The sequence below is a fragment of the Paenarthrobacter sp. NPDC089988 genome (assembly GCF_044748465.1).
In the GTDB taxonomy this organism is placed as follows: Bacteria; Actinomycetota; Actinomycetes; order Actinomycetales; family Micrococcaceae; genus Arthrobacter.
In genome coordinates, this window is record NZ_JBIVGD010000001.1 from 65,578 (window position 1) to 92,573 (window position 26,996).

The 26,996-nt window shown below is 65.5% G+C and carries 26 protein-coding genes; 15 read left to right on the forward strand and 11 right to left on the reverse strand.

The window, feature by feature from the left end; genetic code table 11:
- Positions 1 to 186 precede the first annotated feature (186 nt).
- Genes ACIPV6_RS00325 through ACIPV6_RS00350 form a run of 6 tightly spaced genes read left to right on the forward strand, consistent with a single transcriptional unit; the run spans position 187 to position 6,988 of the window.
- Entirely contained in the window at positions 187 to 1,914 is a 1,728-nt protein-coding gene (locus ACIPV6_RS00325) for an amidohydrolase (RefSeq protein ID WP_400269023.1), read from the forward strand.
- Positions 1,915 to 1,930: 16 nt separating this feature from the next.
- Positions 1,931 to 2,923: an ABC transporter substrate-binding protein gene (locus tag ACIPV6_RS00330; RefSeq protein ID WP_400269024.1), complete on the forward strand. Its 993-nt coding sequence runs from the start codon at positions 1,931 to 1,933 to the stop codon at positions 2,921 to 2,923.
- Positions 2,924 to 2,950: 27 nt separating this feature from the next.
- Entirely contained in the window at positions 2,951 to 3,724 is a 774-nt protein-coding gene (locus ACIPV6_RS00335; RefSeq protein ID WP_400269025.1) for an ABC transporter permease, read from the forward strand.
- Positions 3,724 to 4,503 carry an ABC transporter permease gene (locus tag ACIPV6_RS00340; RefSeq protein ID WP_400269026.1) on the forward strand — a complete coding sequence of 260 codons (780 nt, stop codon included), beginning with the start codon at positions 3,724 to 3,726 and terminating at the stop codon, positions 4,501 to 4,503. The genes ACIPV6_RS00335 and ACIPV6_RS00340 overlap by 1 nt, the downstream gene beginning before the upstream one ends.
- Positions 4,500 to 5,381 (forward strand): ABC transporter ATP-binding protein, encoded by an 882-nt coding sequence (locus ACIPV6_RS00345; protein WP_400269027.1) that lies wholly within the window; start codon positions 4,500 to 4,502, stop codon positions 5,379 to 5,381. The genes ACIPV6_RS00340 and ACIPV6_RS00345 overlap by 4 nt, the downstream gene beginning before the upstream one ends.
- Positions 5,378 to 6,988, forward strand: coding sequence for a sulfatase-like hydrolase/transferase (locus ACIPV6_RS00350; protein ID WP_400269028.1), 1,611 nt, complete (start codon positions 5,378 to 5,380; stop codon positions 6,986 to 6,988). Before ACIPV6_RS00345 ends, ACIPV6_RS00350 begins: the two co-directional genes overlap by 4 nt.
- A 40-nt stretch (positions 6,989 to 7,028) precedes the next feature.
- Here the strand turns inward: ACIPV6_RS00350 and ACIPV6_RS00355 are convergent, their stop codons facing one another.
- Positions 7,029 to 7,988 carry a helix-turn-helix domain-containing protein gene (locus tag ACIPV6_RS00355; RefSeq protein WP_400269029.1) on the reverse strand — a complete coding sequence of 320 codons (960 nt, stop codon included), beginning with the start codon at positions 7,986 to 7,988 and terminating at the stop codon, positions 7,029 to 7,031.
- A 233-nt stretch (positions 7,989 to 8,221) separates the two neighbouring features.
- On the opposite strand from ACIPV6_RS00355, the gene ACIPV6_RS00360 reads away from it, so the two are divergent.
- Positions 8,222 to 9,697: an APC family permease gene (locus ACIPV6_RS00360; RefSeq protein WP_400269030.1), complete on the forward strand. Its 1,476-nt coding sequence runs from the start codon at positions 8,222 to 8,224 to the stop codon at positions 9,695 to 9,697.
- Between the two features lie 76 nt (positions 9,698 to 9,773).
- On the opposite strand, the gene ACIPV6_RS00365 is transcribed toward ACIPV6_RS00360, so the two are convergent.
- Both ACIPV6_RS00365 and ACIPV6_RS00370 read right to left on the reverse strand, forming a co-directional pair.
- On the reverse strand, positions 9,774 to 10,568 hold the full coding sequence (locus ACIPV6_RS00365) for a MoaF C-terminal domain-containing protein (protein WP_400269031.1): 795 nt from the start codon (positions 10,566 to 10,568) through the stop codon (positions 9,774 to 9,776).
- Between the two features lie 123 nt (positions 10,569 to 10,691).
- A complete protein-coding gene (locus ACIPV6_RS00370) occupies positions 10,692 to 11,429 on the reverse strand; it encodes an IclR family transcriptional regulator (protein WP_400269032.1) in 738 nt (245 codons plus the stop codon).
- A 129-nt stretch (positions 11,430 to 11,558) separates the two neighbouring features.
- On the opposite strand from ACIPV6_RS00370, the gene ACIPV6_RS00375 reads away from it, so the two are divergent.
- Positions 11,559 to 12,893 carry an MFS transporter gene (locus ACIPV6_RS00375; RefSeq protein WP_400269033.1) on the forward strand — a complete coding sequence of 445 codons (1,335 nt, stop codon included), beginning with the start codon at positions 11,559 to 11,561 and terminating at the stop codon, positions 12,891 to 12,893.
- Positions 12,894 to 12,953: 60 nt separating this feature from the next.
- Here ACIPV6_RS00375 and ACIPV6_RS00380 read toward each other — a convergent pair whose 3' ends face one another.
- The gene (locus ACIPV6_RS00380) at positions 12,954 to 13,616 is read right to left on the reverse strand and encodes a phosphoribosyltransferase (RefSeq protein WP_400269034.1); all 663 of its coding nucleotides are present in this window, start codon (positions 13,614 to 13,616) and stop codon (positions 12,954 to 12,956) included.
- 85 nt (positions 13,617 to 13,701) lie between these two features.
- On the opposite strand from ACIPV6_RS00380, the gene ACIPV6_RS00385 reads away from it, so the two are divergent.
- On the forward strand, positions 13,702 to 14,115 hold the full coding sequence (locus tag ACIPV6_RS00385; RefSeq protein WP_400269035.1) for a MarR family transcriptional regulator: 414 nt from the start codon (positions 13,702 to 13,704) through the stop codon (positions 14,113 to 14,115).
- A 19-nt stretch (positions 14,116 to 14,134) separates the two neighbouring features.
- On the opposite strand, the gene ACIPV6_RS00390 is transcribed toward ACIPV6_RS00385, so the two are convergent.
- The 5 genes from ACIPV6_RS00390 to ACIPV6_RS00410 form a co-directional block, all read right to left on the reverse strand.
- Complete coding sequence (locus tag ACIPV6_RS00390; protein WP_400269036.1) at positions 14,135 to 14,959, reverse strand: alpha/beta fold hydrolase; 825 nt, start codon at positions 14,957 to 14,959, stop codon at positions 14,135 to 14,137.
- A gap of 4 nt (positions 14,960 to 14,963) precedes the next feature.
- Positions 14,964 to 15,293, reverse strand: coding sequence for a biotin/lipoyl-containing protein (locus tag ACIPV6_RS00395; protein ID WP_400269037.1), 330 nt, complete (start codon positions 15,291 to 15,293; stop codon positions 14,964 to 14,966).
- The gene (locus ACIPV6_RS00400; RefSeq protein ID WP_400269038.1) at positions 15,286 to 16,326 is read right to left on the reverse strand and encodes an alpha-ketoacid dehydrogenase subunit beta; all 1,041 of its coding nucleotides are present in this window, start codon (positions 16,324 to 16,326) and stop codon (positions 15,286 to 15,288) included. The genes ACIPV6_RS00395 and ACIPV6_RS00400 overlap by 8 nt, the downstream gene beginning before the upstream one ends.
- Positions 16,319 to 17,359, reverse strand: coding sequence for a thiamine pyrophosphate-dependent enzyme (locus ACIPV6_RS00405; protein WP_400269039.1), 1,041 nt, complete (start codon positions 17,357 to 17,359; stop codon positions 16,319 to 16,321). The genes ACIPV6_RS00400 and ACIPV6_RS00405 overlap by 8 nt, the downstream gene beginning before the upstream one ends.
- 138 nt (positions 17,360 to 17,497) lie before the next feature.
- On the reverse strand, positions 17,498 to 18,883 hold the full coding sequence (locus ACIPV6_RS00410; RefSeq protein WP_400269040.1) for an amino acid permease: 1,386 nt from the start codon (positions 18,881 to 18,883) through the stop codon (positions 17,498 to 17,500).
- A 176-nt stretch (positions 18,884 to 19,059) separates the two neighbouring features.
- On the opposite strand from ACIPV6_RS00410, the gene ACIPV6_RS00415 reads away from it, so the two are divergent.
- From ACIPV6_RS00415 to ACIPV6_RS00440, 6 genes are all read left to right on the forward strand, one after another.
- Positions 19,060 to 19,533, forward strand: a complete 474-nt coding sequence (locus ACIPV6_RS00415; RefSeq protein WP_397322473.1) for an Lrp/AsnC family transcriptional regulator — start codon at positions 19,060 to 19,062, stop codon at positions 19,531 to 19,533.
- Between the two features lie 102 nt (positions 19,534 to 19,635).
- Positions 19,636 to 20,355 (forward strand): NrtR DNA-binding winged helix domain-containing protein, encoded by a 720-nt coding sequence (locus tag ACIPV6_RS00420; RefSeq protein ID WP_400269041.1) that lies wholly within the window; start codon positions 19,636 to 19,638, stop codon positions 20,353 to 20,355.
- The gene (gene nadA, locus ACIPV6_RS00425) at positions 20,352 to 21,659 is read left to right on the forward strand and encodes a quinolinate synthase NadA (protein ID WP_400269042.1); all 1,308 of its coding nucleotides are present in this window, start codon (positions 20,352 to 20,354) and stop codon (positions 21,657 to 21,659) included. The genes ACIPV6_RS00420 and nadA overlap by 4 nt, the downstream gene beginning before the upstream one ends.
- Before the next feature lie 63 nt (positions 21,660 to 21,722).
- Positions 21,723 to 23,549, forward strand: coding sequence for an L-aspartate oxidase (gene nadB, locus ACIPV6_RS00430; protein ID WP_400269043.1), 1,827 nt, complete (start codon positions 21,723 to 21,725; stop codon positions 23,547 to 23,549).
- The gene (nadC, locus tag ACIPV6_RS00435; protein WP_400269044.1) at positions 23,542 to 24,420 is read left to right on the forward strand and encodes a carboxylating nicotinate-nucleotide diphosphorylase; all 879 of its coding nucleotides are present in this window, start codon (positions 23,542 to 23,544) and stop codon (positions 24,418 to 24,420) included. Before nadB ends, nadC begins: the two co-directional genes overlap by 8 nt.
- A complete protein-coding gene (locus ACIPV6_RS00440; protein ID WP_400269045.1) occupies positions 24,417 to 25,574 on the forward strand; it encodes a cysteine desulfurase family protein in 1,158 nt (385 codons plus the stop codon). The genes nadC and ACIPV6_RS00440 overlap by 4 nt, the downstream gene beginning before the upstream one ends.
- Positions 25,575 to 25,580: 6 nt before the next feature.
- Here the strand turns inward: ACIPV6_RS00440 and ACIPV6_RS00445 are convergent, their stop codons facing one another.
- Positions 25,581 to 26,078, reverse strand: a complete 498-nt coding sequence (locus ACIPV6_RS00445) for a GtrA family protein (protein WP_400269046.1) — start codon at positions 26,076 to 26,078, stop codon at positions 25,581 to 25,583.
- A gap of 17 nt (positions 26,079 to 26,095) precedes the next feature.
- Positions 26,096 to 26,944 carry a fumarylacetoacetate hydrolase family protein gene (locus ACIPV6_RS00450; RefSeq protein WP_400269047.1) on the reverse strand — a complete coding sequence of 283 codons (849 nt, stop codon included), beginning with the start codon at positions 26,942 to 26,944 and terminating at the stop codon, positions 26,096 to 26,098.
- Positions 26,945 to 26,996 lie beyond the last annotated feature (52 nt).

Consider the following 26,996-nt stretch of genomic DNA (forward strand, 5'->3'; position numbering starts at 1 on the left):
AGCCGGTCCCATCGATCCTAGGCGGTGTCCGCCCGGGCCCGCTTTCGGCGCCGCCGGGCAGGGTGGAAATGACCTCCAAAAGAAATTTTAGCCGAAAACCTAGTCAAGTGACCTAGTCAAGCGACATACTTCTTTCAGGAACGTTGCCTGCATCACATTTCGGATGCAGAAACCTGAGGAGACCCGATGCAAGAATTCGCCGATCTGGTGATCGTCAATGCAGACGTCCACACCATGGACCCGAGCAATCCCGGCAGCCTGTCCGACTCTGTCGCCATCAAAGACGGCCTGGTGGCCGCGCTGGGCCGCGAAGGCGTCGATGCCATGACCGGTCCTGGCACAGTGAAGGTCGACGCTGCAGGCGGAGCCGTGATTCCCGGCATCAACGACGCACACCTCCACTTCGTCTCCGCTGCCATGGCCTCCTATGGTTACCTCCGCCTGGACGCCACGGCGGCACCCGACTGGTCCGCCGTGGTCAAGGTCATCGAGTCCGCACCCGTGGGTGCGGACGGCTGGATCCGCGCCCACGGTTGGGACGAAGTGGTCCTCGGTGCGGCCAACGGGCAATTGCTCGACGCCCGGCCCGGGACGCCGGTGGTGGCGTTCGACCAAACCGGACACCAACTGCTGGCGAACAGCGAAGCGCTCCGGCTGGCGGGCGTCACTGCGGCCACCGCGGACGTCGACGGCGGCGTGGTGGTCCGGGCATCGGACGGCAGCCCCACCGGGTTGTTCCAGGACGGGGCCATGGAACTCATCTCCCGTGCCCTGCCTCCCGTGCCGGAGGAAACCCTGCGGCCCGCGTTGCTGCGCTTCCAGGAACACTTGCACTCGCTGGGTATCACGTCACTCACCGATCCCGGACTCGGTCCCGCCAGTGCCGGACTCATGGACGGGGCAGGCTCGACGGCGGCCCTGGGCTTGCTGGGCGACCTGGCCGTGGCGGAGCTGCTCACCCTGCGGATCAACGTCCTGATGCTGTTCGCGGGGACGGGCGGTGCTACCGCCCAAGCGGTGGAAGAGGGCCTGGGCAGCGGCCTGGCCGATGCCTATTCGGCCAGGGGAATCGACCCCCGCCAGTTGCGGATAGCCGGCGTGAAGGTCTTCGCCGACGGTATTCCGCGCAGCGGCACGGCATGGATGACCGAACCCTACGGAAAGGCCTGCACGCACGGACGCCTGGTGATCCAGGGCGGCACCGACGCTGAGAGGGTTGCCGAACTGCACCGGATCCTGCGCCTGATCGACACGGCAGGCCTTCAAGCCGGTATCCATGCCACGGGCGACGCCGCTACCGGCGCGGGAGTGGAGGCCATCCTCGCCGCGGGCAACCGTGCCGGGGATGCCAGGCACTACGTCATCCATGGGTCCTTCAGCGACTCCGGCACCCTCTCCACCATGGCGGACAACGGCATCGGCTACAGCACCAACCCGCTGATCCGGTCCGAGGCGGGGGACATCATGCGCGCAGTCCTGGGCGAGGAACGCTTTACCCGCCACCAACCCCTCCGCTCTGCCCTCCATGCCGGCCTGCAGTTCAACCTGGCCTCGGACGCGCCCGTGACCAGCCCCGACTGGCGGCGCACCATCGTGGCCGCCGTTCGAAGGGGAACGGCTTCAACCCCCGGCGATCCTGCCGACCCCGAACGGATCACCGGGCTGCAGGCCCTTGCCTCCATGACCGGCAAAGCGGCGTGGCAGGACCACGCAGAACATTTCAAAGGCTCGCTGTTGCCGGGAATGGTGGCAGACCTTTGCCTCTTGTCCCGTCCCTGGCCGGACGACGAGGAGATCGAAGCGCTCCTCCACGCCGGGACAAGGCTCACCGTGGCGGGCGGACGCATCGTCCACCAGTCCACCACCCCAGATACCGCTTCTGGGCAATTCTCCAGTTCTTCCAACCGTTCGTAACCCAAGGAGCATCCCCATGAAACGCACACTTCCGTTGGCTTTGGCCGCCCTGCTCTCCATGTCCCTGGCCGCCTGCGGCACCTCGTCCGGTCCGTCGGCAACCGCAGCGGCCGATGGCACCACCACGCTCAAGGTAGGGACCATCGGCATTGGTTCCGACGCAGGGATCAAGCTCGCCATCGACAAGGGCTTCTTCAAGGAACAGGGGCTCGACGTGGAGCTCTCTGTTATTGCCAACCCGCCCGCCGGCATCGCGGCAGCCCAAAGCGGCCAACTCGACCTGACGTACACGCCGTCGATTCCGTTGCTGAACGCCCTGAGCCAGAATGTGCCGCTCAAGGTGGTTGCTGCCGCCGATGGATACAAGGACGGAGCCAGCGAAGGCACCGAGCTGAACCGCGTGGATGACACCGGTCTCCTGGTCCAGAAGGCTTCCGGCATTTCCCGGCCGAAGGACCTGGAAGGCAAGAACGTCAGCGTACCGGCCCGCAAGGCCCAGCTCGAAGTCACGGTCAGCAAGCTCATCAAGGACGACGGCGGCGACCCCGCCAAAGTGAACTGGATGGTCCTTGATCCCTCCTCCGCGCTCCAGTCCTTGAACTCCGGTCGGGTTGACGCAGCCTCCCTCGTCGCGCCGTTTACCTCCAAGGCCGTCTCCGAAGGCAACCGCCTCCTTGCCTCGCCCGGAGTCAAGTTCTTCGAGGAAGGGGCAATCGGACTCTGGGTTTCCGGGGCGAACACCGTCAAGGGCAAGCAGAAAGCCCTGGAAGGCTTCAAGACCGCCATCTACAAGGCCAACGCCTACGCCAACGGCCACACGGACGAAGCCCAGCAGCTCAGCGCGGAGATCACCAAGACTCCCTTGGACGTGGTGAAGTCCGGTGCCGTCAACTACTGGCCGGAAGAGGTCCGCATCGAGGACATTGAGCGTGCCAACACCAACCTTGCCGACCTTGGCTTCCTCAGTGCGCCGGTAAAGCTGCCGGGCGACCTCATCTTTGGAAAGTAGGTCCGGCGGGGCAACGGGAGACTCACCATGAAAACGTCAATGCGGCCACTGGCCTACAGTGCGGCCGGAATTGCGGCAGCCTTGGTTGTGTGGCAAGTCCTGGCAACAGCCCAGGTGGCCGGGAACGCTTTGCCACAGGCCACAACGGTCTTCGCGATGCTGGCAGGGATACTCGGCTCGGGAACTTTCTGGTCCGCCCTTGGATCAACGGTGGGGATAGCACTCTTCGCCCTGGCTGTTTCAGCCGTAGCGGGCGTCATCCTCGGCCTGCTCGTGGGCAGCTTCGAGACCATCCGCTACGCCACCCTGGCGGTCCTTGAATTCCTCAAGCCCGTGCCGCCGATTGTGGTCCTGCCGCTGGCGGTGCTGGTCCTGGGACCCACCGCCCAAATGTCCTTGTTCCTGGTGGTGTTCGGCTGCTTCCTGCCGATCGTCATGCAGACCGTCGATGGGGTGCAGGGCACCGATCCCGTGGCCCGCGATACTGCCCGCAGCTACGGAATGTCCGGAGTCGAGATCCTTTTCCGCGTGGTCCTGCCCAGCGCCCTGCCCTACATCGGAACGGCCATGCGCGTGGCGGCTCCTGCAGCCCTGGTGGTCACGGTGGTTGCAGGGCTGCTTGGCGGCGGCCCGGGACTGGGACAGAGCATCTACCAGGCCCAGGCCGCCGGGGACTACGCCACGTTGTACGCGCTGGTGATCGTCCTGGGCATCCTCGGCCTGTTGTTCCAAGGTGCCACCAGGCTGGCGGAACGCCGGGTCCTGCACTGGCATGAGTCCTACCGGGAAGTGGTGCCCTGATGAAATCCCTGACCCTTCGAAACTGGTTGATCGGAGCCGGCACTCCGGTGCTCCTGCTGCTGGCATGGTGGTTCCTGTCCGCCGGCTCAATCGACCCCTTCTTCCCGCCCCTGCAGGACATCCTGGTGAGGTTCCAACAGCTGTGGCTCTTTGACCACTTCCAGTCGGATGTCCTGCTGAGCCTGGGCAACCTGTTCATCGGCTTCGTGATTGCGGCCGCGGGCGGGGTTGCCTTGGGATTTGCCACGGCGCTGCTCCCGAAGGTGCGCTGGATGGTGGATCCCCTGATCCACTTCCTGCGGGGCATTCCGCCCGTCGCCCTGGTACCGATCTTCATTTCGCTGATCGGCTTCGGTACCCAGATGCGCGTCACCAGCATCGCGTTGGCCGCACTGTTCCCCACCATGATCGCCACCGTGGACGGCATCCGCGGAGTCGGGAGTGACTTGAAGGATGTGGCCCGCGTGTACCGGCTGACCCGCAAGGAGCGGCTGGTCAACGTCCTCCTGCCTGCAGCCGCACCGCAGATCTTCTCCGGGCTCCAGGTGAGCCTGCAAGTGGCGTTCATCGTCATGATCGCCAGCGAAATGCTTGGCAGCTCCCAAGGTATCGGGGCCATGACCCTCCTTGCCCAGCAAAGCTTCATGACCGCCGATATGTGGGCCGGAATCCTGCTCCTGGGCGTCATCGGGTTCGTGGTCAACGTGGTCTTTGCGCTCATCAAGCGCAAGGTCCTGTCCTGGTACATCGGTTCCCGGGCCATGGCGCGTGCCGCATGAGCAACCGGCAGTCACCAACGCTTCCCCTCCAGAACAGAAAGTCAGCCATGCAGCAGCAACCAGAAGCCACCCGGCAACCAGAAGCAAGCCAGCAGCACAAAGCCTCCGCCGTACCACGGCTGGACGTTTCCCACCTCGCCAAGACCTACGGCAGCGGCGAGAAGGCCCGCACGGTCATCGAAGACCTCACCTTCACGGTGGATGCGGGCGAGATCGTCTGCATCGTGGGTCCCTCGGGCGTCGGCAAAACGACACTGCTCAAGTGCTTGGCCGGCCTGCACCCCGCCAGCAGTGGCCGGGCCGCCATCGATGGACGGACGATCAGCGGGCCGCCACCGGAAATGGCCCTGGTGTTCCAGGACTACAACCGTTCCCTCATGCCGTGGTTGACCGTCCGCAAGAACCTCGTGCTGCCGTTGAAGCACCTCAAGCTGCCCGCAGCGGAACTGAAGGAGCGCTGCGACAGTGCGCTGGCCGCCGTCGGGCTTTCCCACGCCCACAACCAATACCCGTGGCAACTGTCCGGAGGCATGCAACAGCGCGTGGCGATAGCCAGGGCACTGGCCTACCGGCCGGAGATCCTCATCATGGATGAACCGTTCGCCTCGGTGGACGCACAAACCAGGTTCGACCTGGAAGACCTGTGCCTGACCATCCGCCGGGATTTCAACATGACCATCCTGGTTGTCACCCACGACATCGACGAGGCCGTGTACCTCGCCGACCGGGTAGTGGTCCTCGGGTCCCGTCCGGCGCGGGTGCACCGGATCGTCGACGTCGACCTCCCGGCTCCGCGCGACCAAATCACCACGCGCTCGCTGCCGGCGTTCGCCCAGCAACGCACCGAGGTGCTGTCCATGATCAAGAGGCCCGCATGAGGGCCGCCACACCGGAGGGAACGCGGCGCCGGCCCAATGTGCTGTTCTTCATCGCGGACCAGCTCAGGGCGGACCACCTGGGCTTCGGCGGGAACGGCACGGTCCGCACGCCCAACCTCGATGCGCTCGCAGCCAGGAGCATGGTGTTCACGAATGCGACGGTGGCCAACCCCACGTGCATGCCCAACCGGGCCAGCCTCATGACCGGGCGCTGGCCATCGGCTCACGGAACCCGCTGCAACGGCATTACCCTGGACCCCCTGACGCAAACCGTGCCGGGGTCACTGGCCTCCGGGGGATACCGGACCATCGGCGTCGGCAAGCTCCACCACCAGAACATGGGCTGGGAGTTTGAACCGCACCAGGCAGAGGAGATCCGCCGGACGGATCCATTGCTCCTGGACAAGGCGGTGGGCGACGCCCGCGCCCGCAGCCTGGCGCCGGGCTGGGACCAGTGGGAAAACCGGGAAGCCCATGATGAGCGCTTCATCCCCCTGCCCGCGGACTACTACGGCTACCAGCATGTTGACCTGGTGATCGGCCATGGGGACCGTCCCGGCGGGCACTATGTGCATTGGGCGCGGGAACGTGGCGTGGACCCGGAGGCGTTGGGCGGTCCCGAAAGGTCCGCCAGCACCTTCACCGGCTGGGACCAGGTGTACCAAACGGCCATCCCCGCCGAAGCCCATCCCACGAGCTACGTCAGCGAGAAGGCCATTGAGCACCTCAAGGACGCGGCGGGCCAGGACCAGCCCTTCTTCATGTTCGTTTCCTTTCCGGATCCGCACCACCCCTTCTCCCCGCCGGTGGGGTACTCGGAGCTGTACGATCCCGAGGACATGCCGTTGCCGTTGGGCTTCGATCAGGACCACACGCGCTCACCGGGCCACATCCGGACCATGATCGAGCACCGGGGCACGCCGAACCCCGATCCCACCATGACCTGGGCCGCCACTGCCGAACAGTACAGGCACGCCGCAGCCGCCCAGTACGGCCTGATCACCATGATGGACGAGCACATTGGCCGGATCCTGGACGAACTCGAACGGCAGGGACTGGCCGAGGACACAATCGTCGTCTTCACGAGCGACCACGGCGATCTGTTCGGCGACCACGGGCTGATGCTGAAGCACTTTGTCCACTACCGGGCAGTGACCAATGTTCCCCTGGTGGTGCACGTTCCAGGAGCTGCCACCGGCCGCACGGACGCCCTGGTTTCCAGTGCGGACCTGGCCCCCACCGTGCTCGAACTCGCGGGGTCAACGGGTTTTCGGGGAATCCAGGGGCGTTCGTTGGCTCCGTTGCTGAATGGCAGCGTCCACGGGCACAGGCAGGCTTTGCTGGTGGAGGAAGAGCAGCCGTTCGGCTTGGACGGACTGCCGGGCCCTGTGCGGATGCGGACGGTGATCACCGAACAGGGCCGCCTGACGCGCTACTTCGGCACGGATGTGGTGGAACTCTACGATCACCGCTCCGATCCTGGTGAACTGGTGAACCTCGCCGGTGATCCTTCCGCCGGGGAGCTGGAGGCCCGGCTGCTGAAAACCATGGTGGAGGAAATGGCGGCACTGGCCGATGAAGGGACGGCGCCTACCGCAGCTGCCTAGCGGCAAACCGCCGGAACGGTTCGACGGCGGCGGTGGAACCTCAGTGGCTGCTCCGGTAGCCGGTGGGGGAGTTCCCGAAAGCGGCCCGGAAGATCCGGCTGAAGTGGGCCGCGTCGGTAAATCCCCACCGCGCCGCGATGGTGGTCACGGCACGGTCTGCCAGCACCGGGTCCAGCAGGTCCCTCCGGCAGCGTTCCAGACGGCGTTGCCGGATGGAAGCGGCAACGGTGGTGCCGATTTCCTGGAACAGGTCATGCAAATGCCGCGTGGAGATGTAGTGGGCGGCGGCGATGGTCCCAGGGGAGAGGCCCGGATCGCCGAGGTTGGCTTCGATGTAGTCGTGGATCCTGCCGAGCAGGAGCAGGTGCGGATCGCGGCCCGTTTCAATCAGCTGGTCCAGCTCGCCATTGAAGAGGGTGGTCACCAAGTCGAGGGCGTTGTGGACCAAACGGAGTCCGTTGGTTCCGGACAGCGCCTCAAGATTGTCCGCGAGCCGGACCAGGAAGGGGCTGATCAGTTCGCCCAGGCCTTCATCGCCGGGGATCCGCAAGGCTGTCACATGGCCCATGGCTTCGGCCGGCAAGTCCAGCAGGACGTGCGGGAACATCAGCACCAAAGTGCGGAAGTCGTCGTCGAACGTCAACTGGTACGGACGGGAGGTGTCGTAGATGGAAAGGTCACCCGGGTTGAGCACCGCCTCGCGCTCATCCTGGACCAATCGGCCTGTACCGGAGAGCTGGATGCTGAGCTTGAAGTAGCGTCCCGAGGAGCCGGCGATCAGTTCGGGGGTCCGCAGGACAGTGTGGGGTCCGGCGGTGACTTCCACCACGGAGATCTGGCCGAGGACCCTGGCACGCATGGTTCCGTGGAAGGTGGCCCCGCGGGGTCCCTTGGCCAGCAAAGGCACGAAGGAGGCAGAAATCGCCCGGCTCCATTCCTGGAACGAATCCGCGACGATGGTTTGCACGGTAGCTGGCCCGGTATCAGCCGCGACGGTCATCAAGCTCCCTTTCAATGGCCCGCCGTGCCGCTGGGTACCGGCAAGGGATGCCGCAGACCGGACGTGAGCTTGCCCACGATTCTACACCGCGTCCTTGCGCCACAGCGGCGTGCGTGGACAGACAACCACCTTGCCGTGTGAGACAAGTCACGCGCTGCCTGTCCGGTGGAAGATTGCGGAATGACCCACACCTACCGCGCCATCTCCCGCGGTATCGAGGCAGGAGCACATACATGAGCGTGGACAATCCCGTGAAAGGCCGGACCGCCGGGTCCGTCACCACCAAGAGGCGTCTGGGCGTTCCGGCCGTGACGTTCATGATCATAGCGGCTTCGGCGCCGCTCACCGTCCTGGCCGGTGGCGTGACCACCACGTTCGCGGTGACGGGCGTCACCGGCGTGCCGTTGTCCTTCCTCATCCTCGGCGGGATCCTGGCACTCTTTGCCGTGGGATACGCCGCCATGAGCCGCTATGTCACCAACGCCGGGGCCTTCTACGCCTACATTGCCCAGGGCATTTCCCGGCCCGCCGGGGTAGGCGCCTCCCTTGTAGCGCTGATGGCCTACAACCTGATGCAGGTGGGCATCTACGGACTCTTCGGCTTCACGGTGTCCTCGCTGCTCTCCGCACGTCTTGGCGTTACCGTTCCCTGGTGGATTCCCGTGCTGGTCTGCATCGCGATCGTCGGCTGGCTGGGTGTCAACCGAGTGGACCTTTCCGCCAAGGTCCTGGGCATCCTGGTGGCCCTGGAATTCCTGGTGGTCATTGTCTACGACATCATGAGCCTGGCCGTGGCCCCCGAAGGCGTCACCGCGGCGACCTTCAGCCCGGAAAGCCTGTTCGTTCCGGGCATCGGAGCGGTGCTTTCCTTTGGCATTGCGGCGTTCATGGGCTTCGAGTCGGCAGCCATCTATGGCGAGGAATCCAAGGACCCCAAGCGCACCGTTGCGCGGGCCACCTTTGCCGCCGTCGCCATCATCGCGCTCTTCTATGCCGTCTCCGCCTGGGCCATGACCGTGGGAGCGGGACCGTCCGCCGTCGTCGAGGCCGCCACCACCAGCGGCCCGGACATGATCTTCTCCTTCCTGGGAACCAACGGCGGCGTCCTCCTCAGCGACATCGCGCAGGTCCTCTTCGTCACGAGCCTTTTCGCCGCCTTGGTGAGCTTCCACAACGCCGTCGCCCGCTACTTCTTCTCCCTGGGCCGCGAGCAGGTTATTCCGGCAGCGCTCGCCGCGGTCCGTCCCGGCAGCGGGGCACCCTTTGCCGGTTCGCTGGCGCAGACGCTGATCGCCGTCGTCGTGACCGTTGCCTTCGCCATTGCCGGGAGCGGTTCCGAACTCGCGGAACTGTACCCCGTGCTCACCATGTTCACCTGGCTGACCAACAGCGGAGCCATGGGGCTGGTGCTGCTCATGACGGTTGTCTCCCTCGCCGTGATCGGCTTCTTCCGCAAGGAATCACACGGCGCCAGCCCGTGGGTCCGCGTGGTGGCACCGGCCCTCGGCTTCATCCTGCTGGCGGTGGTGTTCGTGCTGATCCTGGCGAACTTCAACGTCCTCCTGGGACAAACGGAGTCCACCACTGCCACCTTTGTCCTCCCGCTGGTGGTGCTGCTCCCGGGAGTGGTTGGCATTATCTGGGGCTTGCGGCTGCGGCGCTCGCGGCCGGCGCTCTATGCCCGGATCGGGCACGGTTCGGAAAGCTGAAATAACGCAGCTCGGAAAGCTGAAACCCCGCAGCAAAAAGGCGTCCCGGCAGATTCTGCCGGGACGCCTTTTTGCTTTAGAGTGCGGGGTCCAGTCCGGGGCTGTGGTGGCTGACGCTGATCAGCCGGCCATGGGCGCCGAACGTGAAGTGGACGGGTTCCACCCCGGATTCGTCCCAGCCGAAGAGGCTCCCATGGGAGCGGATGGCGTTGATGTCGCGGTGGTCGGCGATGGTTACCGATCCGCACGGAATCACCTTCTCGCGCCACGTGAAGACGAAGATGCCCGGCCTGATGTGGAAGACGGTGTTGGAATCGGTGTCCGCCAGTCCGCGTTCGGGACCCGCCAGACACTGCCAGGAGTACCAAGTGGGGCTGAGGTAGACGTGTTCGTACGCGTGGACCGGGCTGTAGACCCATTCCACGCGCCGGCCGATCAGGCCGGTGCTTTCCTGGATCGGTTCGCCGCCCGTCGCGTACCCCTCAAGGACGCCGGCCCGGAAATCGTGCTGCACTGCGGTGGTACCGGGAGTGGCCTGTCCCAACAGCGCGCCGATATACAGTGCGCGTCCGTTGGCCAGGTCCAGGATGAGGGATACCGCCAGTCCTGGCTCCACCGTGCTGTGCCATTGGGCGTAATAGAGATCCTCGGCCACCAGGAACGCTTCGTACTGCGCAGTGCCGGCTTGTCCCGCGGCCGCCCAGTTCACTTCTTCGTCGTCGAAGCTGAAGGTCATGGGGCCGCCGTCGCCATTGACGGTGAGGTGGCGGCCAGCCAGATCCTGGACGGTTGGGGCTTTGTTGGCGTCGAAGCCGGGGGCCAGGCCGTCCAGCGGCAGCCAGTTGGACGTGTCAAGGAGATTCACGCTCATGGGGTTCCTTCCGAAACTCTACGGAGGCAGGCCAAACGGTCCTGTCCTCCTACGAGTATTCGAAATCCCTTGGGCCGCGGTCTTGTGTGCTGGGGCACACTCCTTGGCCTGGAGGGAATGACTTCAGGCGAGCTGGCTTTCGATCCGCGCAGCGCTTGCCGCCAGTGCCTTGCCCACCTGGTCCGCGTCCTGGTCCAGGCGGATATAGACGACGGCGATCGCGGCCGGCCGTCCGCCGGGAACATGGATGGGGGCCGCCAGGGAAGACAACCCGGCAATGACTTCGTCATGGCTGGTGGCGTAGCCGACGCGCTTGGCTTCGTGTGCTTCAGCCCGGTACGGCACGCCTGGTCCTACTTGCTGCCAGCGTTCCTCGGTCATGGTCGACTGGATGGCGATGCCCGGCGCGCCGGTGCTGATGGGGTGGCGGGTTCCGGGGTGTTGGGCGAGTGCCGCGCCGGATTGGCGGGGTTCCACCGTGACCAGGGTGACGCATTCCTGGTGGTCCCACACGGCAACGAAGGCCGTCATGTGGAGTGTGTTGGCCAGTTGCGTGAGTTCGGGGAGGGCTGCGGCCTGCAGGTTGCGGGACACGCCGCGGGCCAAAACGGCCAGCCCGGCACCCGGTTGCACCCGGCCGGAGTCGTCACGGAACACGAGCGAGTGGTCCTCCAGCGTGCGCAGGATGCGGTAGGCGATGGAGCGGTGCACGCCCAGTGCTTCGGCGAGTTCGGCAATGGTCAGTGGCCGGTCGGCGGCCGCCAGGATCTCCAGTGCGCGGATTCCCCGGGAGAGGGTTTGCGACGGCGGAGCCTGGGTTGGTGCTTCCGTCGGTCCTTTGACGTCGCTGCGGGAACTCATGCCACCAATCCTATGTCCCGGAAGCTCTGTGCTTCCGGTCACAGTGTGTAGTACAGTTTCCTAACTGACCGTTCTGTCGGTTAATGCAAGTCACACGCCGACGAGTCACTCACACCCACTGGAGTTCCAATGACCGCAACCTCCTCTGTCGACTCCCTGTCAGGCCCCAGCAGCAAGCGCGAAGAGCGCCGCGTCCTGGCCGGGACCCTGGTAGGCACCACCATTGAGTGGTACGACTTCTTCATCTTTGCCCAGCTCACGGCCACCCTGTTGTCGCCGCTGTTCCTGACGCCGCTGGAGAAGTCCAACCCCGGAGTCGCGCAGATCCTCTCCTTCGCCACCATCGGGATCAGTTTCCTTTTCCGCCCCCTCGGGGCAACCATTGCCGGTCACCTGGGTGACAGGGTGGGCCGCAAGGCCGTCCTGGTCATGACGCTGGTGATGATGGGTGCCGCGACGGCCCTTATCGGCTTGCTGCCAACGTACGAAGCCATCGGCTTGTGGGCTCCGGTGCTCCTGATTTTCCTGCGCGTCGTCCAGGGATTCTCGGCCGGTGGTGAATGGGGCGGTGCGGCCCTCATGGCCGTGGAGCATGCGCCGATCACCAAGCGGGGGCTGTTCGGCGCCTATCCGCAGATTGGCGTACCGATCGGCATGATCCTCGCTACCGGCCTGCTGTTCTTCCTCCAGTCCGGCATGTCCAAGGAAGACTTCGCCGCTTGGGGCTGGCGCGTTCCGTTCCTGCTCTCCGTGGTGCTGATCGTGGTGGGCTACCTCATCCGGCGTGCGGTCGGCGAAAGCCCGGTGTTCAAGGAGATCGCCCAGCGCAAGGCCGAAAGCAAGGCTCCCCTCCGTGAGCTCTTCCGCCACAACACCAAGGAAGTGGTCCTCGCGGCCCTGATCTTCATCGCCAACAACGCCGCGGGCTACCTGCTGATCGCGTTCTTTATCTCCTACGCCACCAAGGCCTTGAAGATGCCCACGCCGCAGATCCTCCTTGCCACCACCATCGCCTCCTTCGGTTGGCTCATCTTCACCATGGTGGGCGGTTGGCTTTCGGACAAGATCGGCCGCGTCAAGACGTTCCTGCTGGGCTACGCCCTGGTGTTTGCCTGGATGATTCCGCTGTTCGCGCTCATCGACAGCAAGGACATCGTGCTGTATGGCTTGGCCCTCTTCGTCCTGACTATCGGCCTTGGACTGTCCTACGGGCCCATGTCCGCCATGTACGCCGAGATGTTCCCGCCGCAGGTCCGCTACTCCGGCATCTCCATCGGCTATGCCCTCGGCGCGATCCTCGGCGGTGCTTTCGCCCCGACCATTGCGCAGGCGCTGCTTGACCAGACCAAGTGGTCCGGTTCGGTGGGCATCTACATCATGGCCCTCTGCGTCATCTCCGCTGTAGGAGTGATCCTGGCCAAGGAAACCAAGGGCCGTCCGCTCGGCTTCAGCACACACCACTAGCCAAAACCAGCCAAAGAAGGGGGCGCAGCCGACACACCGGCTGCGCCCCTTCCTGCGTTGCTAGGAATGCCCTTCCGTGCCCTTCAGCAGTTCCATGACATCCTCGTCCGTCAATTGCTCGAAATGCCGGTAAAAAGCACCCACGGCGTGGAACTTGCCCGGGATGTGCAGACTGAACACGGCGTCGCACACCCGGGACAGCGACGTTGATGCTTCGAGCGACGCGACGGGGACTGCGGCGACGACGGCTGCGGCACCGGCCGCGCGGACGGATTCGACGGCGGCCCGCATGGTGGCGCCCGTGGCCAGGCCGTCGTCCACCAGGATGACGCTCTTGCCACGCAGATGATGGTTGATGCCCGGATACCCGGCGGCACGACGGCTGAGTTCAGCGCGTTCGGCGGCCTCCACCGCATCAAGGGAGGACTCGGTCATGCCTCGGGCCAGGAGCAGCGACTTCAACTGCCTGTTGACGATCCGGACAACGTCCCCCTGGCACCAGGCCAGGGCTCCGAAGGCTGTCTCATCACGGCCGGGAATGCCGAGCTTCCGCACCAGGATGGCGCCAAAAGGAAGATACAGTCCGGCTGCTGCCGCCGCCGCGATGGGTACGCCGCCGCGGGCAAGGCCCAGCACCACGGTGTCCGGCCGTTCCCTGAACTGGGGGAGTCCCTGGGCCAGGCGTTGCCCGGCCTCAGCCCGGTCCCTGAAGCGCATGCCCATTTGCTCCCATTCCCATGTTGTCCGGCGTGGTTCAAGCCTACAGTTCATCCTTGCCCGGGGATTGTCACACTGGAAGCATGGCCTTGTGAACAAGCCCATCGGTTATTGGATCAAGCGGCTCGATGCCGCCCTTGAAGTGCAACTGGACAGTACGCTTGCGCGGGTCAAGCTGAGCCGGCGGCAGTGGCAAACGCTCAATGCCTTGTCCGAGACGACCATGAAGCCGGACGAACTGCACCAGGTCCTGAGCCCGTTCTGGGGTACGGACGACCGCTTGCGGGAACGGGAGCTCGCCTCGCTGGTTGGCCGGGGATTGATCACCATGATCGATGACAGGCTCACCCTCAGCGACCGCGGCCGGGAGACCTTCCATCATGCCCAACGCCTGGTGGAGGAGGCCCGCCTGGACCTGTCCCTGGGCATCGGGATTGACGAGTACGCCATGGCCGTCAGCGTCCTGGAGCGAATGAGCCTGAACGCTGAGCGGCTGGCCCGGTAGGCCTGTCAGCCAAGCCCTGTCAGGCCCCGAGGAACTGCGCGGCGGCTTCCTTGAACGCGCGGCTGGTGATGACGTTGGTGTGGGTCCGGCCTGGAACCACCAGGGTTTCCACTGTGGCGCCGCGCTTCCGCGCCAGTTCTGCAAGTTGGGGCATGCTGGCTGCCCGTTCGTCCTTTTCGCCGGCTACGAGCAGGAGTGGGACGTTGGGTGCTGCCTCGGCAGGGTCGAAGGGTTCGCCCTTGATGGCCTCGATGAGGGACAACATGGCGAAGAGATTGTTGCTTGGCAGGAGCCGGGCCATTTTCAGCAGCCCGTCCGTGGACTGGTCTGCAATTGGCGTGCCGTCGGCCAGGTATCGCTGGGCCGCCGCGAGGTCGAACGCGGCGAGCGGGTCGGCGGCGCTCGGCCCGCCCAGCACCACGCGGTGCACCAGGTCCGGCTGCGTGGCGGCGAATTCCCAGGCCAGCCGCGAACCCAGCGAGTATCCAATGATGTCCAGGCCGCTGGCCGGGTTCCCGTCCCGCAGCGGCCGCGCCCCGGCGTCGAACACTATCTGGAGGAGGTCGGCGCGGATCCGGCTGGGCGTGTACGAATCCAGGTCCTCGGGGGAGTGGCTGCGGCCGTGGCCGGGCAGGTCAACGGTGATGACCCGCCGGCCTGCCTCCTGGAGGGCGGTGATCCAGCCGCTGTCGCCCCAGTTCAGCTTGCTGGAGGAGGAGAATCCGTGGATCAACAGCACGGGGCGCAGTCCGGCATCCGTGGCAGGTTCGTGGACTTCGACGAACAATTCGGGATCAGTGCCTTCAACGGTGTGCCGCTGTTCCACTGTGTGCCTGCCGGTCATCATGTCAGTCCTCATCGAGTACGGCGCTCAGGCGGACCCGGCGCTTGGGTGCTTCGTCCTTCGGAACAGTGCCCACGATCCCGGCGGTGTCATCCGGTACCTCGAACACAATCAGCGGCTCGCCGACGTTGATGGTCCCACCTGGCTCGCCGTGAATACGCACCACTTTACCCGCCTGCGGGCTGGGCAACTCGAGGGCTGACTTGCTGGTTTCCACCTCCACCAGGGGTTGGTTCCGTTCCACCTGCTGGCCCGGTTCCACGAGCCATTCCAGGACGGTTGCTTCGATGAGGCCCTCGCCGAGGTCGGGGAGGGGGAAGGAAATTTCAGCCACGGCGGTACTCCAGTACGCGTTGGATCCCATAGAGGATGCGGTCGATGGTGGGAAGGTATTCGTCCTCCAGGTCGCCGGAGGGGTAGGGCACGTCGAAGCCGGTGACGCGCTCCACGGGCGCCTTCAAGGTGTTGAAGCATTGCTGGGTGATGAGTTGGGCGACTTCGGCGCCCAGGCCTGAGGTCAGCGGCGCTTCATGGACGACGACGGCGCGGCGCGTCTTCCCGACGGACCTCGCCAGGGCCTCGGCATCGATGGGCTTGAGCCACCGCAGGTCCAGGACTTCCACGTCGATCCCGTCTTCGGAGGCCAGTTCGGCCACCTGCAGGCAGCGGGCCACCATGGCGCCCCAGGCTACGAGGGTCACGTGCCGTCCTGGCCGCGCCACGCGTGCCCCGGTGAGGCTGCCGCCGTCGTTCGCTTCCTCGGCGGGAACCGCTGTGGCGACGTCGACGGGTCCTTTCTGCCAGTAGCGGGACTTCGGTTCCATGAAGATCACCGGGTCAGGCCGGGAAGCGGCGTACTTGAGCAGGTGGTAGGCGTCGTGCGGGGTGGACGGCGAGACGACCTTGAGGCCCGGGACGTGGGCGAACAGGGCTTCGAGGCTTTCGCCGTGGTGCTCCGGTGCGCGGATGCCGCCGAAGCTGGGGACGCGGAGGGTGATGGGCATGGGCAGCGTGCCACGGCTGCGGTAGTTCATCCGGGCGATCTGGCAGACGATCTGGTTGATGGCCGGGTAGGCGAAGCCGTCGAACTGCACCTCGGGGATGGGATGGAAGCCGGCCATGGCCAAGCCGACGGACATGCCGAGGATGCCGGACTCGGCCAGCGGGGTGTCGAAGACCCGGTCTTCGCCGTGCTTGGCCTGCAGGCCGTCGGTGATCCGGAAAACGCCGCCCAGCTTGCCGCAGTCTTCGCCGAAGATGACGGCCTTCGGATCCTCCGCGAGGACGTCGTCCAAGGCCCGGTTGAGGGCCTGCTGCATGGACAGTTGCTCAACGTGGGTTCTGGTTTCCGTGAGCGTCTCAGACATGGTCGGACTCCTTCCGCCACGCGGTGGCCTGGGATTGCAGGGCGGGGGTGGGTTCCTGGAACACGAGGCTGAACATTTCAGCGCCGGGGCGGGGGCCGAGCGCTTCGATGCCGGCGCGGATGGCCTCTTCTTCTTTCTCTGCCTGGCGCTGGGCCTCATCGAAGAAGGACTGGTCCGCCACGCCGTCGGCCAGCAGCTGCTGCCGGAAGCGTGACAAGGGATCCTCGCCGGCGTCCAGCCGCTCCTCGTCCAACGTGCGGTACCGTCCGGGGTCGTCCGCCGTCGAGTGGGGTCCGCGGCGATAGGTCCTGGCTTCGATCACCACGGGGCCGTTGCCCGCGCGGCAGTGGGCCAGCGCCGAGCGGGTGGCCTCGTGGACCGCCACCACGTCGTTCCCGTCCACCTGCAGTGCCGGCATCCCGTAGCCGGCAGCGCGTGCCGCCACGGAACCGCCGGCCACCTGGCGTTCGGTGGGCACGGAAATGGCCCAACCGTTGTTCTGGATGAAGAAAACCACCGGGGCCTTCATGACGGCCGCAAAGTTCATGGCCTCGTGGACGTCGCCCTGGGACGAGGCGCCGTCGCCAAAGTACGTCAGTGCCACGCCCTTTTCCCCGGACAGCGTTTGGCCGTGGGCCCAGCCAACGGCATGGAGGACCGAACCTGCCACGACGGCCTGGATGGGCGCGAAGCGCGACTCGAGCGGGTTGTACATTCCGCCGTGCCAGGTGGCTTTGTGGGTGGACATGTAGCCCACCATGTCCAGGCCCATGGCCCGGGCAACACCCATCTCGCGGTAGGTGGGGAAGACGAAGTCCCGGGTGCGGTCCACGGCGTACCCGCTGCCAACCTGGGCGGCTTCCTGGCCCAGTTCCGGGGCGTAGCCGGGGATGATTCCCTGCCGCTGCCAGGCGACGGCGGCGGTATCCAGGTGGCGGACGGCGGCCATGAGTGTATACAGCTCCCGCAACTGGTGGTGCGTGAGCGGAGCCTCGTCTCCTTCGACGGCGGCAAGCACTGGTGTGGATGTCATGGCTGTGACACTAATCACCCGAATGTGGAGTGCGCAATCAGCCATATTTTTGTCGAACAGTTTGTACAAAATGGAAACAAAAAGAGGCTCCCTGCAGCACAAACTGCAAAGAGCCTCTTTTATTTGCTGGGCAAGTGGCTACTCGACGGAATGGCCCACCCGGCCCGCTTTGGCGCGGGCGTTGAGGTAGCAGCCCAGAGCTATCACGACGATCAGCGCCGCTGTGCCGAAGAGCTGGCCGGCGCTCTCCGGATTGGCGAAGCCAACAGCAAAGATGATGCCCAGGAGGACGAGGCCAAGGATGGTCAGGGCCGGGAACCCCTTCATGCGCAGGGGAAGTTCCGTGCCCTCGCGGTCGGCGCGTCGGCGCAGGATGAGCTGGGAAACCAGCGCCGTGCCCCAGACCACCAGGCACGTGGAACCCACCAGGTTCAGGAGGGCCGGCAGGACCTTGTCCGGGAACAGCAGTTCAAGCACCGTGGCGATGAAACCGAAGGCGACCGAAATTCCGACGGCGGCAACCGGCACCTTGGAGCCGCTGAGCCGCGACAGGAAGCGCGGCGCTTCGCCGCGCTCGGAGAGGGAGAACACCATGCGGGAAGCGCCGTAAAGGTTGGCGTTCAACGCTGACAGCAGGGCAACAACCGCTACGAGGGTGATGGCTGCTCCGGCACCCGGGATTCCCGCGAGGTCCAGTACGCCGGCAAACGGAGATTTCAGGCCGTCGGAGCCCACAGGGAGGATCGCTGCGATAACAAACACCGAGCCAATGTAGAACACCAGGATCCGCCACACGACGGTCCGGATGGCCTTGCCCACGCTGTGGGCCGGGTTCTCCGTTTCCGCGGCGGCGACGCTGACGATCTCGGTTCCACCGAAGGCGAAGATGACCACGAAGAGCGCTGCCGCGATGCCGCCGATTCCGTTGGGGGCGAAGTCGCCGAAAGCGGCAAGGCCCGGAGAGGTGACGTTCGGCAGCCAGCCGAACAGGAGGGCGGCGCCGATGAGGAGGAAGATGACGATTGCGGCCACCTTGAGGATGGCGAACCAGAACTCGAATTCACCGAAGTTGCGCACGCCCACCAGGTTGATGCCGGTGAAGACCACCATGAAGACCAGCGCGAGGACCCATACGGGAATGACCGGCCAGACAGAGAAGAGGAGCCCCGCGGCGCCGAGGGCTTCGGCCGCAATCACCACCACCAACTGCAGCCACCAAAGCCAACCGATGGTGCCGCCGGCGGTCTTGCCCATGGCCTTTTCGGCGTAGACGGAGAAAGCACCGCTGTTCGGGTTGGCTGCAGCCATCTCGCCGAGGGCCCACATCACCAGGATGATGAGGGTTCCGGCCACGAGATAGGAAATGAGGACCGCTGGACCGGCCGCTTGGACGCCTGCGCCCGAGCCGAGGAACAGGCCTGCTCCAATCGCGCTGCCCAGGCCCATCATGGTGAGCTGGCGTGGCTTGAGGGAGTGGCCGAGGCCGGAGGTTGGTGCAGGAGCCGCGATGGACTTCGTTGTCATACGTGTCTACCTTCTATGGATTTCATACGTGCGGTGGCGTGCCCGCTTTGTGGGCTGGGCGCGCGGGGCGTCGACGACGCAGCAAGAGCCGTGGAATAATTCTCGCAGTTTGTAAGATACATCACTTTTTGCTGTGGCGATGTGATGGGTAAGGCTCCCCGGGGACAGGAACTTTGATGCTGGTCGATGCTCTTGATGCAAAAATTGTACGTTTCTTCACGGATTCGCCGCGATCCTCCGTCCTGGAGGCGTCCCGGGTCCTGAAGGTGGCGCGGGCAACAGTGCAGTCCCGCATTGACCGCATGATCGAGAACGGCGTCATCGGCTCGTGGGTGCCGCAGCCGGACCCGGCAAACTTCGGATTCCCGGTGGTGGCGTTTTGCTCGGTCACCATTACGCAGGAGATCGGCCATGACGCCATCATCGAAGGCCTCAGCGCCATTCCGGAGATCATCGAAGTCCATACCGTCACCGGCAACTCGGATCTCATGGTCCGGATCGCCGCGCGTTCCAATCCGGACATGCAGCGGGTGCTGGACGCCATGATCGCCACCAAATCGGTGGTCCGCTGTTCCTCCGTGATCGTGTTGAACAGCCACATCCAGGGACGCACGCTGCCGCTCATGGAGTCAGCCGCCAAGCCTGTGTGACGGAAAGCATTTTGCCCTTCGTCCTTCGAGTCGTACCATTAGTTCTAGTCAATCTGACTTTAACTAAACCGGAACAGACGGTTCCAGCGGCGACGAAGCGAGGTGAACGCCGTGAACGTCAACTCAGCCAACGTCGCCGAGCGGCGGCTCGCACCGCCGTCGTTGGCCATATCCACGGTGATCTTCGCCCTCAGGCCCAGCGAGAAGACCGGCCGCCCAACGCTGTGGTTGCCGTTGGTGCGCCGGATCCGCGAACCGTACAAGGACCAGTGGGCCCTGCCCGGTGGACCGTTGGCCCACGACGAATCCCTCCAGGACGCCGCATCCCGCAACCTCCGCGACACCACAGGCCTGGCGCCCGAGTACCTTGAGCAGCTGTACGCCTTTGGGGGCTTGCACCGCTCGCCCAGCCAGCGTGTGGTCTCGATCGTCTACTGGGCCCTGGTCCAGCCCACCGAGGCCGCGCTCGCGGACGAGTCGGAGAACGTGAGATGGTTCCGGGCTGACCGTTTGGGGGAACTGGCCTTCGACCACAACGCGATTGTGGACTACGCCTTGTGGCGGCTCCGCAACAAAATGGCCTACGGTTCCATCGCCTACCACCTGCTGGGCGAGTTCTTCACGCTGGCGCAGGTCCGTGAGGTCTACGAGGCCGTCCTGGACCGCCAGCTCGATCCGGCGAACTTCCGCCGGCAAATCAAAGCCACACCGGACATCGAAGAAACCGGTGAATACCTGCAGGGCGGAAAGCACCGTCCGCCACGCCTCTACCGCTTCACCGGCACGCCCGGCCTCGGGCCAGATAACAGGAGTACACCATGAGCAGCGTCAATACTGCCGTCCAGCTGATCACGCGCGAAGAAGCCGAGAGCGGCCTGTCCCGTGCAGGAGCTACCTGCAGCCCGGCTCTGGCCAAGGGGCCTTGGGAGTACGACCTCGCCGAAGCCCTCGCGGGAGCCCCCGCCTATGGCCCGGGTGCCTCCAGCGGCGACGTGGCCCCGGCCGCGACTCCGCGCCAGGGACAGTTGCCCGAAGAGTACAAGCTGGCTTCGGAAGCCGAACTTGACCAGCGAATCCGCGCCGCCAAGGAGGCCCTGGGGGAGCGCGCCGTGATCCTGGGACACTTCTACCAGCGCGACGAAGTGGTCCAGTACGCGGACTTCGTGGGTGACTCCTTCCAGTTGGCCAACGCGGCCCTGACCAAGCCCGACGCCGAAGCCATCATCTTCTGCGGCGTCCACTTCATGGCCGAAACCGCGGACATCCTCTCCACGCCGGAACAGGCAGTCATCCTGCCCAACCTCGCCGCAGGCTGCTCCATGGCGGACATGGCCGACGAGGACTCCGTGGAGGAATGCTGGGAACAGCTCGAGGAAATCTTCGGTACGGAAACCGATGCCGATGGCCGCGTGCCGGTCATTCCCGTCACCTACATGAACTCCTCCGCCGCCCTTAAGGCATTCTGCGGCCGCAACGGCGGAATCGTCTGCACGTCCTCCAACGCCAAAGTGGTGCTGGAGTGGGCCTTCGAACGCGGCCAGCGGGTGCTGTTCTTCCCGGACCAGCACCTGGGCCGGAACACCGCGAAAGCCCTGGGCGTGCCGTTGGAGCAGATGCCCATGTGGAACCCCCGCAAGGAACTGGGCGGCAACGACGAGCAAACCCTCCTGGACTCCCGCGTGATCCTCTGGCACGGCTTCTGCTCCGTCCACAAGCGCTTCAACGTGGGCCAGATCGAGAAAGCCCGCCAGGAGTTCCCCGGCGTCAACGTGATCGTGCACCCCGAGTGCCCCATGGAAGTGGTGGACGCGGCCGACTCGGCAGGGTCCACCGACTTCATCAAGAAGGCCATCGCCGCCGCGACCGAACCCACCACGTTCGCGATCGGCACCGAGATCAACATGGTGAACCGGCTGGCCGCGGAAAACCCGCAGCACACCATCTTCTGCCTGGACCCCGTTATTTGCCCGTGCTCCACGATGTACCGCATCCACCCCGGCTACCTGGCCTGGGTACTTGAAGAACTCGTGGCAGGACGCATCGTCAACCGCATCACCGTGGACGACACCGTGCAGGACAACGCCAAGACCGCGCTTGAGCGCATGTTGGCCGCCAAGCCCGCATAAACGTGCCGCCTTCAGCAAGGCACAGGAACACCGGTTCACCGGACTAGCCGAATCGAGCCCCACATGACCTCGACACCCCGAACGTCGAGCCTCTCCGGCCCCTCCGCTCCACGGCGACTGGTCGTCGTCGGCAGCGGTATTGCGGGACTGTACGCCGCGTTGCTCGCTGCCGAAGCGGGAACCGACGTCGTCCTGCTCACCAAAGGCGCCTTGGAGGACAGCAACACCTGGTTCGCCCAAGGCGGCATCTCCGCCGTCCTGGACGAACCCGCCCCTGGAGACAGCGTGGCGGCCCACATCGCCGATACGCTCAAGGCCGGCGCGGGCCACTGCCACCCGGAAGCGGTCCGGGTGCTGTGCACTGAGGCGCGGCTGGACATGGCCGGCCTGGTCCGCTTCGGAGTCGGTTTCGACCTCGCCGACGACGGCGACCCCGCCTTGGGGCTCGAAGCTGCCCACTCCGCACCGCGCATCCTGCACGCCGGGGGCGACGCCACGGGCGCCCGGGTAGCGGAAGCCCTCATCCGCGCCGTGCTTGCGTTCCAATCCGACGGCAGGCTGACGGTCATTGGCCACGCACAGGTCACGGCGCTGCTCACCGATGAAGGCCCATCCGAGCTTACGGTGACAGGCCTCAGTTACCTGTGCGACGGGCGGGAATCCAGGCTCATGGCCGACGCCGTGCTCCTTGCCACCGGGGGCGCCGGGCAACTCTTCGCCCAGACCACAAACCCCTCCGTTGCCACCGCCGACGGCTTGGCCCTGGCCTGGCGCGCGGGCGCTGCGGTGACCGACCTGGAATTTTTCCAGTTCCACCCCACCTGCATGGTTCCTCCTGCCGGAACCCGGGCGGGCGCCGATCCGCTGTTGATTTCCGAAGCCGTCCGCGGTGAAGGCGCCATCCTGGTGGACGTCCACGGCCAGCGGTTCATGGGCGACTACCACCCCGATGCGGAGCTGGCCCCCCGGGACGTCGTCTCGCGCAGCATCGCCCTCCACCTGGCGGCCCTCGGAGACCCCAACGGACACGTCTACCTTGATGCCACCGTGGTGGAGAAAGAGCGGGGCGCCGGCTTCCTGGAGAAGCGTTTCCCCACCATCAGCCAACGGACCCGCCAGGCCGGCATCGACTGGACCAAGGAACCCGTACCCGTGGCACCGGCGGCGCACTACTGGATGGGTGGGGTGGTGACGGACCTGTTCGGCCGGACTACTGTTTCGGGGTTGTACGCTGCGGGTGAGGTTGCTTGTACCGGCGTGCAGGGGGCTAATCGTTTGGCCAGTAATTCGCTGCTTGAGGGGCTCGTGTTTGCGCGGCGCGCCGTGGAAGTATTCGTGGGGGCCTTCCGTGGGTCGGCTGACGCGATCCCTCTGCGTGCTAACTCGGCCGCGGGCGGCCTCGCTTTTACGCACGCTGCCGGGACCCCGTCAGCCGACGACGGCTCGTCAACCAAACCGGCGACAACGGCGCTTTCGGGGCCTCCAGCACCGCTGGGAGGCGCCTGGCAGTTGGAGTCGGTGCCCGGGCCTGGGCCGATCGAGGCTTCGTTTGCTGGAGGTGAGCCGTTTTCGCGGGGTGCCTTGCGGCGGTTGATGACCGCGAATGCCGGCGTGCTTCGCAGCGGGGCCTTGCTTCGGGAAGCCGCGGTGCAGTTGGCGGCCTGGACTGAAGAGGTTCTGCCTTTGGGCGGGGCTGGGTCCTTGGACGTGCGGGAGCATGAGGATGCCAACCTGCTGCTGGCGGCGCAATTGCTGGTGCATGCCGCGCAGGAGCGGCGGGCTTCCCTGGGGGCGCATTACCGCAACGACAGCGTGGCTGAAGCATCCGCCGTCGACGATTTTGACAAGCGTTACACCATGAGCCGGAAAGCGAGCCTCGTCCATGACTAACCTGACCCTCCCCGCCGCGGCCGTGCGGGACATCCTTGAGCGTGCCTTCGCCGAAGACGCGCCCAACGGGGACATCACCTCGCAGTTGCTGATCCCCGCAGATGCCCGGGCCACCGCGGTGCTCAATGCCCGCGTGGCCGGTGTGCTCAGTGGCGGCACCGTCTTCCGCGATGCCATGAAGCTCATCGACCCGGGGACGGATGCCCAGTTGCTGCTCGCAGACGGTGAAGCGTTCGACGCCGGTACGCACCTCGCCCGGGTCACCGGCAGCGCCCGCTCTGTGCTCCTTGCAGAACGCGTGGGGCTCAACCTGGTCCAGCGCATGAGTGCCATCGCCACCAAGACCGCAGAGTTCGTGCGGCTCGTGGAGGGCACCCGCGCAAGGATCACCGATACCCGCAAGACCACCCCCGGACTTCGTGTACTGGAACGCTACGCGGTGCGCTGCGGCGGGGGAGCGAACCACCGCTACAGCCTGTCCGACGCTGTCCTTGCCAAAGACAACCACCTGGCCGTCATGACCGGCGGTGATCCCACCAAGCTCACGGGACTGCTGCTCGCGGCCAAGGAGCAACTGGGCCACACCACCCACTTCGAAGTGGAGGTGGATCGTGCTGAACAAATCGAACCGGTCCTGGCCGCGGGCGTGGACACCATCATGCTGGACAACTTCACGGTGGACGAGCTCCGCGCAGGCGTGAAGCAAGTGGACGGCCGGGCGATCGTGGAGGCCAGCGGCAACGTCAACCAGCACACCGTCTCCGAAATCGCTGCGACGGGGGTTGACGTCATCTCCGTGGGCGGCCTCACGCACAGCGTAGCCGCCTTGGACCTTGGGCTGGACGTCGAGCTGGAGCTGAACCTGCCGTGATCTTCCTGGACGCGGCTGCCACCACTCCGGTCCGCCGTGAGGTGCTCGAGGCCATGTGGCCTTACCTCAGTGGTGACTTCGGAAACCCCTCGAGCCATCACAGTCTGGGAGAAGCAGCGGCGACAGCGCTCGCAGGGGCCCGCTCCGCCGTCGCAAGGGTCCTGAATTGCCGCGCCGGAGAGGTGACTTTCACCTCGGGTGGAACGGAAGCGGACAACCTGGCCGTCAAGGGCATTGCCCTGGCCAGGAAAGCCTCTGACGAAACTGTGAACCGGGTGGTGATCAGCGCCGTCGAGCATCCGGCGGTGGAGGAATCTGCCCGGTACCTGGAACGGGTCCATGGGTTCGCCTTGGACGTGGTCCCGGTTGACAAGGACGGGCTGGTCAGCCTGGGTGCGTTGCGGGCCGTCCTTCGCCCGGAGACGGCGTTGGTCAGCATCATGTACGCCAACAACGAGGTAGGCACAGTGCAGCCTGTTGCCGAACTGGCGGCTGCGGCCCACGAATTCGGCGTTCCGTTCCACACCGACGCTGTCCAGGCGGCGGGATGGCTGTCCCTGGATACCAAAGCGCTGGGGGTGGATGCGCTCAGCATGTCCGGGCACAAGCTCGGCGCACCGAAGGGCTCCGGAGTGCTCTTCACCAAGGGCAGACTGCGTCTTGAGCCGCTGGTCCACGGTGGCGGCCAGGAACGCGGGAAGCGTTCCGGGACCGAAAACGTGGCTGGAGCCGTAGCGCTGTCGACGGCGCTGACGCTTGCCTACGCAGAAAAAGACACGGCGGCGGAACAGGTCTCCGGGATGCGCGACCGGTTCATCGCTTCCATCCTCGCCGGAGTTCCCGGTGCCGTGCTCACCGGCCACCCGGCGCGCCGCTTGCCGTCGGTGGCGTCTTTCTGTTTCCCCGGAACCAGCGGCGAGTCGGTATTGCTGGAGCTCGAGAGGCTCGGCGTCATATGCTCCAGCGGATCAGCGTGTGCGGCCGGCTCGGATGCGCCCTCGCCCGTTTTGCTGGCGCTGGGCCTGGAACCGGAAACGGCGCAAACGGCTGTCCGGTTCAGCTTCACTCCTGCCATCACCGCGGCCGAGCTGGAGCAGGCAGCGGCAGCCGTGGCAACCGCCGTCGGGCGTGTCCGGAACCTGGCCCAGACGTAAGGGCCGCTAAACGTGGCGGGCGCGGCGGAAGATCCAATGCCGCAGGAGCGTGAACCGCACTGCGGTGGCAACAAACCCTGAAAGCGTGGTGGTCCAGAGTTCCTCGCCGACCGTGGCATCAGGCCGTAACAGGTGCAGGACGCCCAAACTGCCACCGGTGATGACCAGCGCAATGACAATCACGATCACGCCGTTCAGGTGGTCCTGGGCGCGCTTCTTGCCGCCGGTGATCTTGAAGGTCAGCCGCCGGTTCAGTGCGGTATTCATGAGCGAGGTCAGGATCAAGGCCACGGCGTTGGCGAGCTGGGGATCGATCCACGGACGGAGCAGGGCGTAGATGCCCAGTGAGCTCGCCGTGCAGATGATACCCACACCGGTGAAGCGGATGAGCTGACGGATTACTGGGTACTTGAAGAGGCCCCGGTGGCGTTTGCGGGGCTGTTTGACAGGCCGGGTACCAAGGGGAGGCGGGCGCAGTCCAGTGGCATCCGCGGCTGTCTCCATGGCTTAAGCCTGACACATTAAGCCGGCCGGTCCTCCCACGTGGCCTCGATCACCGGGTTGCGCAGTTCCCCGATGCCCTCCACCCGGCACACCACGACGTCGCCGGGCTGGATCCGCGCGCACTCGGCTGGAAAGCCCGTGAGTATCAGGTCGCCGGGGTGGAGGGTCATGAAGGACGTCAGGTAGGCCATGATTTCGTCCACCTTCCAGCCGAGGTCCGCCGAACTTGCGGCCTGCAGTTCCTTGCCGTTGTGGACGATCTGGATCGCGAGGTTTGAATCGGCCAGGTCGGTGACGATCCATGGTCCTGCCGGAGTGAAGGTGTCCTGGCTCTTGGCGCTGATCCAGAGTTCATCGGTTTTCTGGAGGTCGCGGGCGGAGACGTCGTTACCGATGGTGAACCCCAGGATGGCGGACCTCGCTGTCCCGGGGGTCAGTCCCCGCGCAGTACGGCCAACCACGATGGTCAGCTCGGCCTCCGGGTCCACGTAGCCCGCGGTGGAACTGAGCTGGATGGCCTCATCCGGCCCGATCACGCTCGTGGCTGCCTTGTGGAAGGCCTGGGGTGGCAGGTCGCGTCCGGGCTGGCCCGTGTTGTGGGCCATGCCGAACACGTTGGCCGGAACCGAGGGAGCCAGGAAGGTGAAGAGGTCCTGGTGCACCACCGTGCCGGTTTTCCAGCCGGGCCGGGCCGGACTGGCCGCGTTGGCGCGTGATCCGGGAAACGGGCTTTCGATGAGCGTCCACTGCTTTCCGGCCTCGGAATCGAAGTCCGTTTCATGGTTGGACGCGAAGAATTGCTCATCCGGAGTGTGGGCTTCCAGTGGCCGGATGCGGGCGATGCGGCGGGGATGCGAGGAGATCATGAAGACATCCTACGTCCTCCCACGTGTTGCGAGGCCCGCTTTACGCCCCAAG

Bases quoted from the DNA above. Each gene is read 5' to 3' on its own strand.
- ACIPV6_RS00405 (WP_400269039.1), bottom strand. From the start codon at position 17,359: ATGACATCCACACCAGTGCTTGCCGCCGTCGAAGGAGACGAGGCTCCG.
- ACIPV6_RS00345 (WP_400269027.1), top strand. From the start codon at position 4,500: ATGAGCAACCGGCAGTCACCAACGCTTCCCCTCCAGAACAGAAAGTCA.
- ACIPV6_RS00355 (WP_400269029.1), bottom strand. From the start codon at position 7,988: ATGACCGTCGCGGCTGATACCGGGCCAGCTACCGTGCAAACCATCGTC.
- nadB (WP_400269043.1), top strand. From the start codon at position 21,723: ATGACCTCGACACCCCGAACGTCGAGCCTCTCCGGCCCCTCCGCTCCA.
- ACIPV6_RS00335 (WP_400269025.1), top strand. From the start codon at position 2,951: ATGAAAACGTCAATGCGGCCACTGGCCTACAGTGCGGCCGGAATTGCG.
- ACIPV6_RS00375 (WP_400269033.1), top strand. From the start codon at position 11,559: ATGACCGCAACCTCCTCTGTCGACTCCCTGTCAGGCCCCAGCAGCAAG.
- ACIPV6_RS00410 (WP_400269040.1), bottom strand. From the start codon at position 18,883: ATGACAACGAAGTCCATCGCGGCTCCTGCACCAACCTCCGGCCTCGGC.
- ACIPV6_RS00340 (WP_400269026.1), top strand. From the start codon at position 3,724: ATGAAATCCCTGACCCTTCGAAACTGGTTGATCGGAGCCGGCACTCCG.
- ACIPV6_RS00400 (WP_400269038.1), bottom strand. From the start codon at position 16,326: ATGTCTGAGACGCTCACGGAAACCAGAACCCACGTTGAGCAACTGTCC.
- ACIPV6_RS00380 (WP_400269034.1), bottom strand. From the start codon at position 13,616: ATGGGCATGCGCTTCAGGGACCGGGCTGAGGCCGGGCAACGCCTGGCC.
- ACIPV6_RS00450 (WP_400269047.1), bottom strand. From the start codon at position 26,944: ATGATCTCCTCGCATCCCCGCCGCATCGCCCGCATCCGGCCACTGGAA.
- ACIPV6_RS00370 (WP_400269032.1), bottom strand. From the start codon at position 11,429: ATGAGTTCCCGCAGCGACGTCAAAGGACCGACGGAAGCACCAACCCAG.
- ACIPV6_RS00415 (WP_397322473.1), top strand. From the start codon at position 19,060: ATGCTGGTCGATGCTCTTGATGCAAAAATTGTACGTTTCTTCACGGAT.
- ACIPV6_RS00390 (WP_400269036.1), bottom strand. From the start codon at position 14,959: ATGACCGGCAGGCACACAGTGGAACAGCGGCACACCGTTGAAGGCACT.
- ACIPV6_RS00330 (WP_400269024.1), top strand. From the start codon at position 1,931: ATGAAACGCACACTTCCGTTGGCTTTGGCCGCCCTGCTCTCCATGTCC.
- nadC (WP_400269044.1), top strand. From the start codon at position 23,542: ATGACTAACCTGACCCTCCCCGCCGCGGCCGTGCGGGACATCCTTGAG.
- ACIPV6_RS00445 (WP_400269046.1), bottom strand. From the start codon at position 26,078: ATGGAGACAGCCGCGGATGCCACTGGACTGCGCCCGCCTCCCCTTGGT.
- ACIPV6_RS00365 (WP_400269031.1), bottom strand. From the start codon at position 10,568: ATGAGCGTGAATCTCCTTGACACGTCCAACTGGCTGCCGCTGGACGGC.
- ACIPV6_RS00350 (WP_400269028.1), top strand. From the start codon at position 5,378: ATGAGGGCCGCCACACCGGAGGGAACGCGGCGCCGGCCCAATGTGCTG.
- nadA (WP_400269042.1), top strand. From the start codon at position 20,352: ATGAGCAGCGTCAATACTGCCGTCCAGCTGATCACGCGCGAAGAAGCC.
- ACIPV6_RS00360 (WP_400269030.1), top strand. From the start codon at position 8,222: ATGAGCGTGGACAATCCCGTGAAAGGCCGGACCGCCGGGTCCGTCACC.
- ACIPV6_RS00325 (WP_400269023.1), top strand. From the start codon at position 187: ATGCAAGAATTCGCCGATCTGGTGATCGTCAATGCAGACGTCCACACC.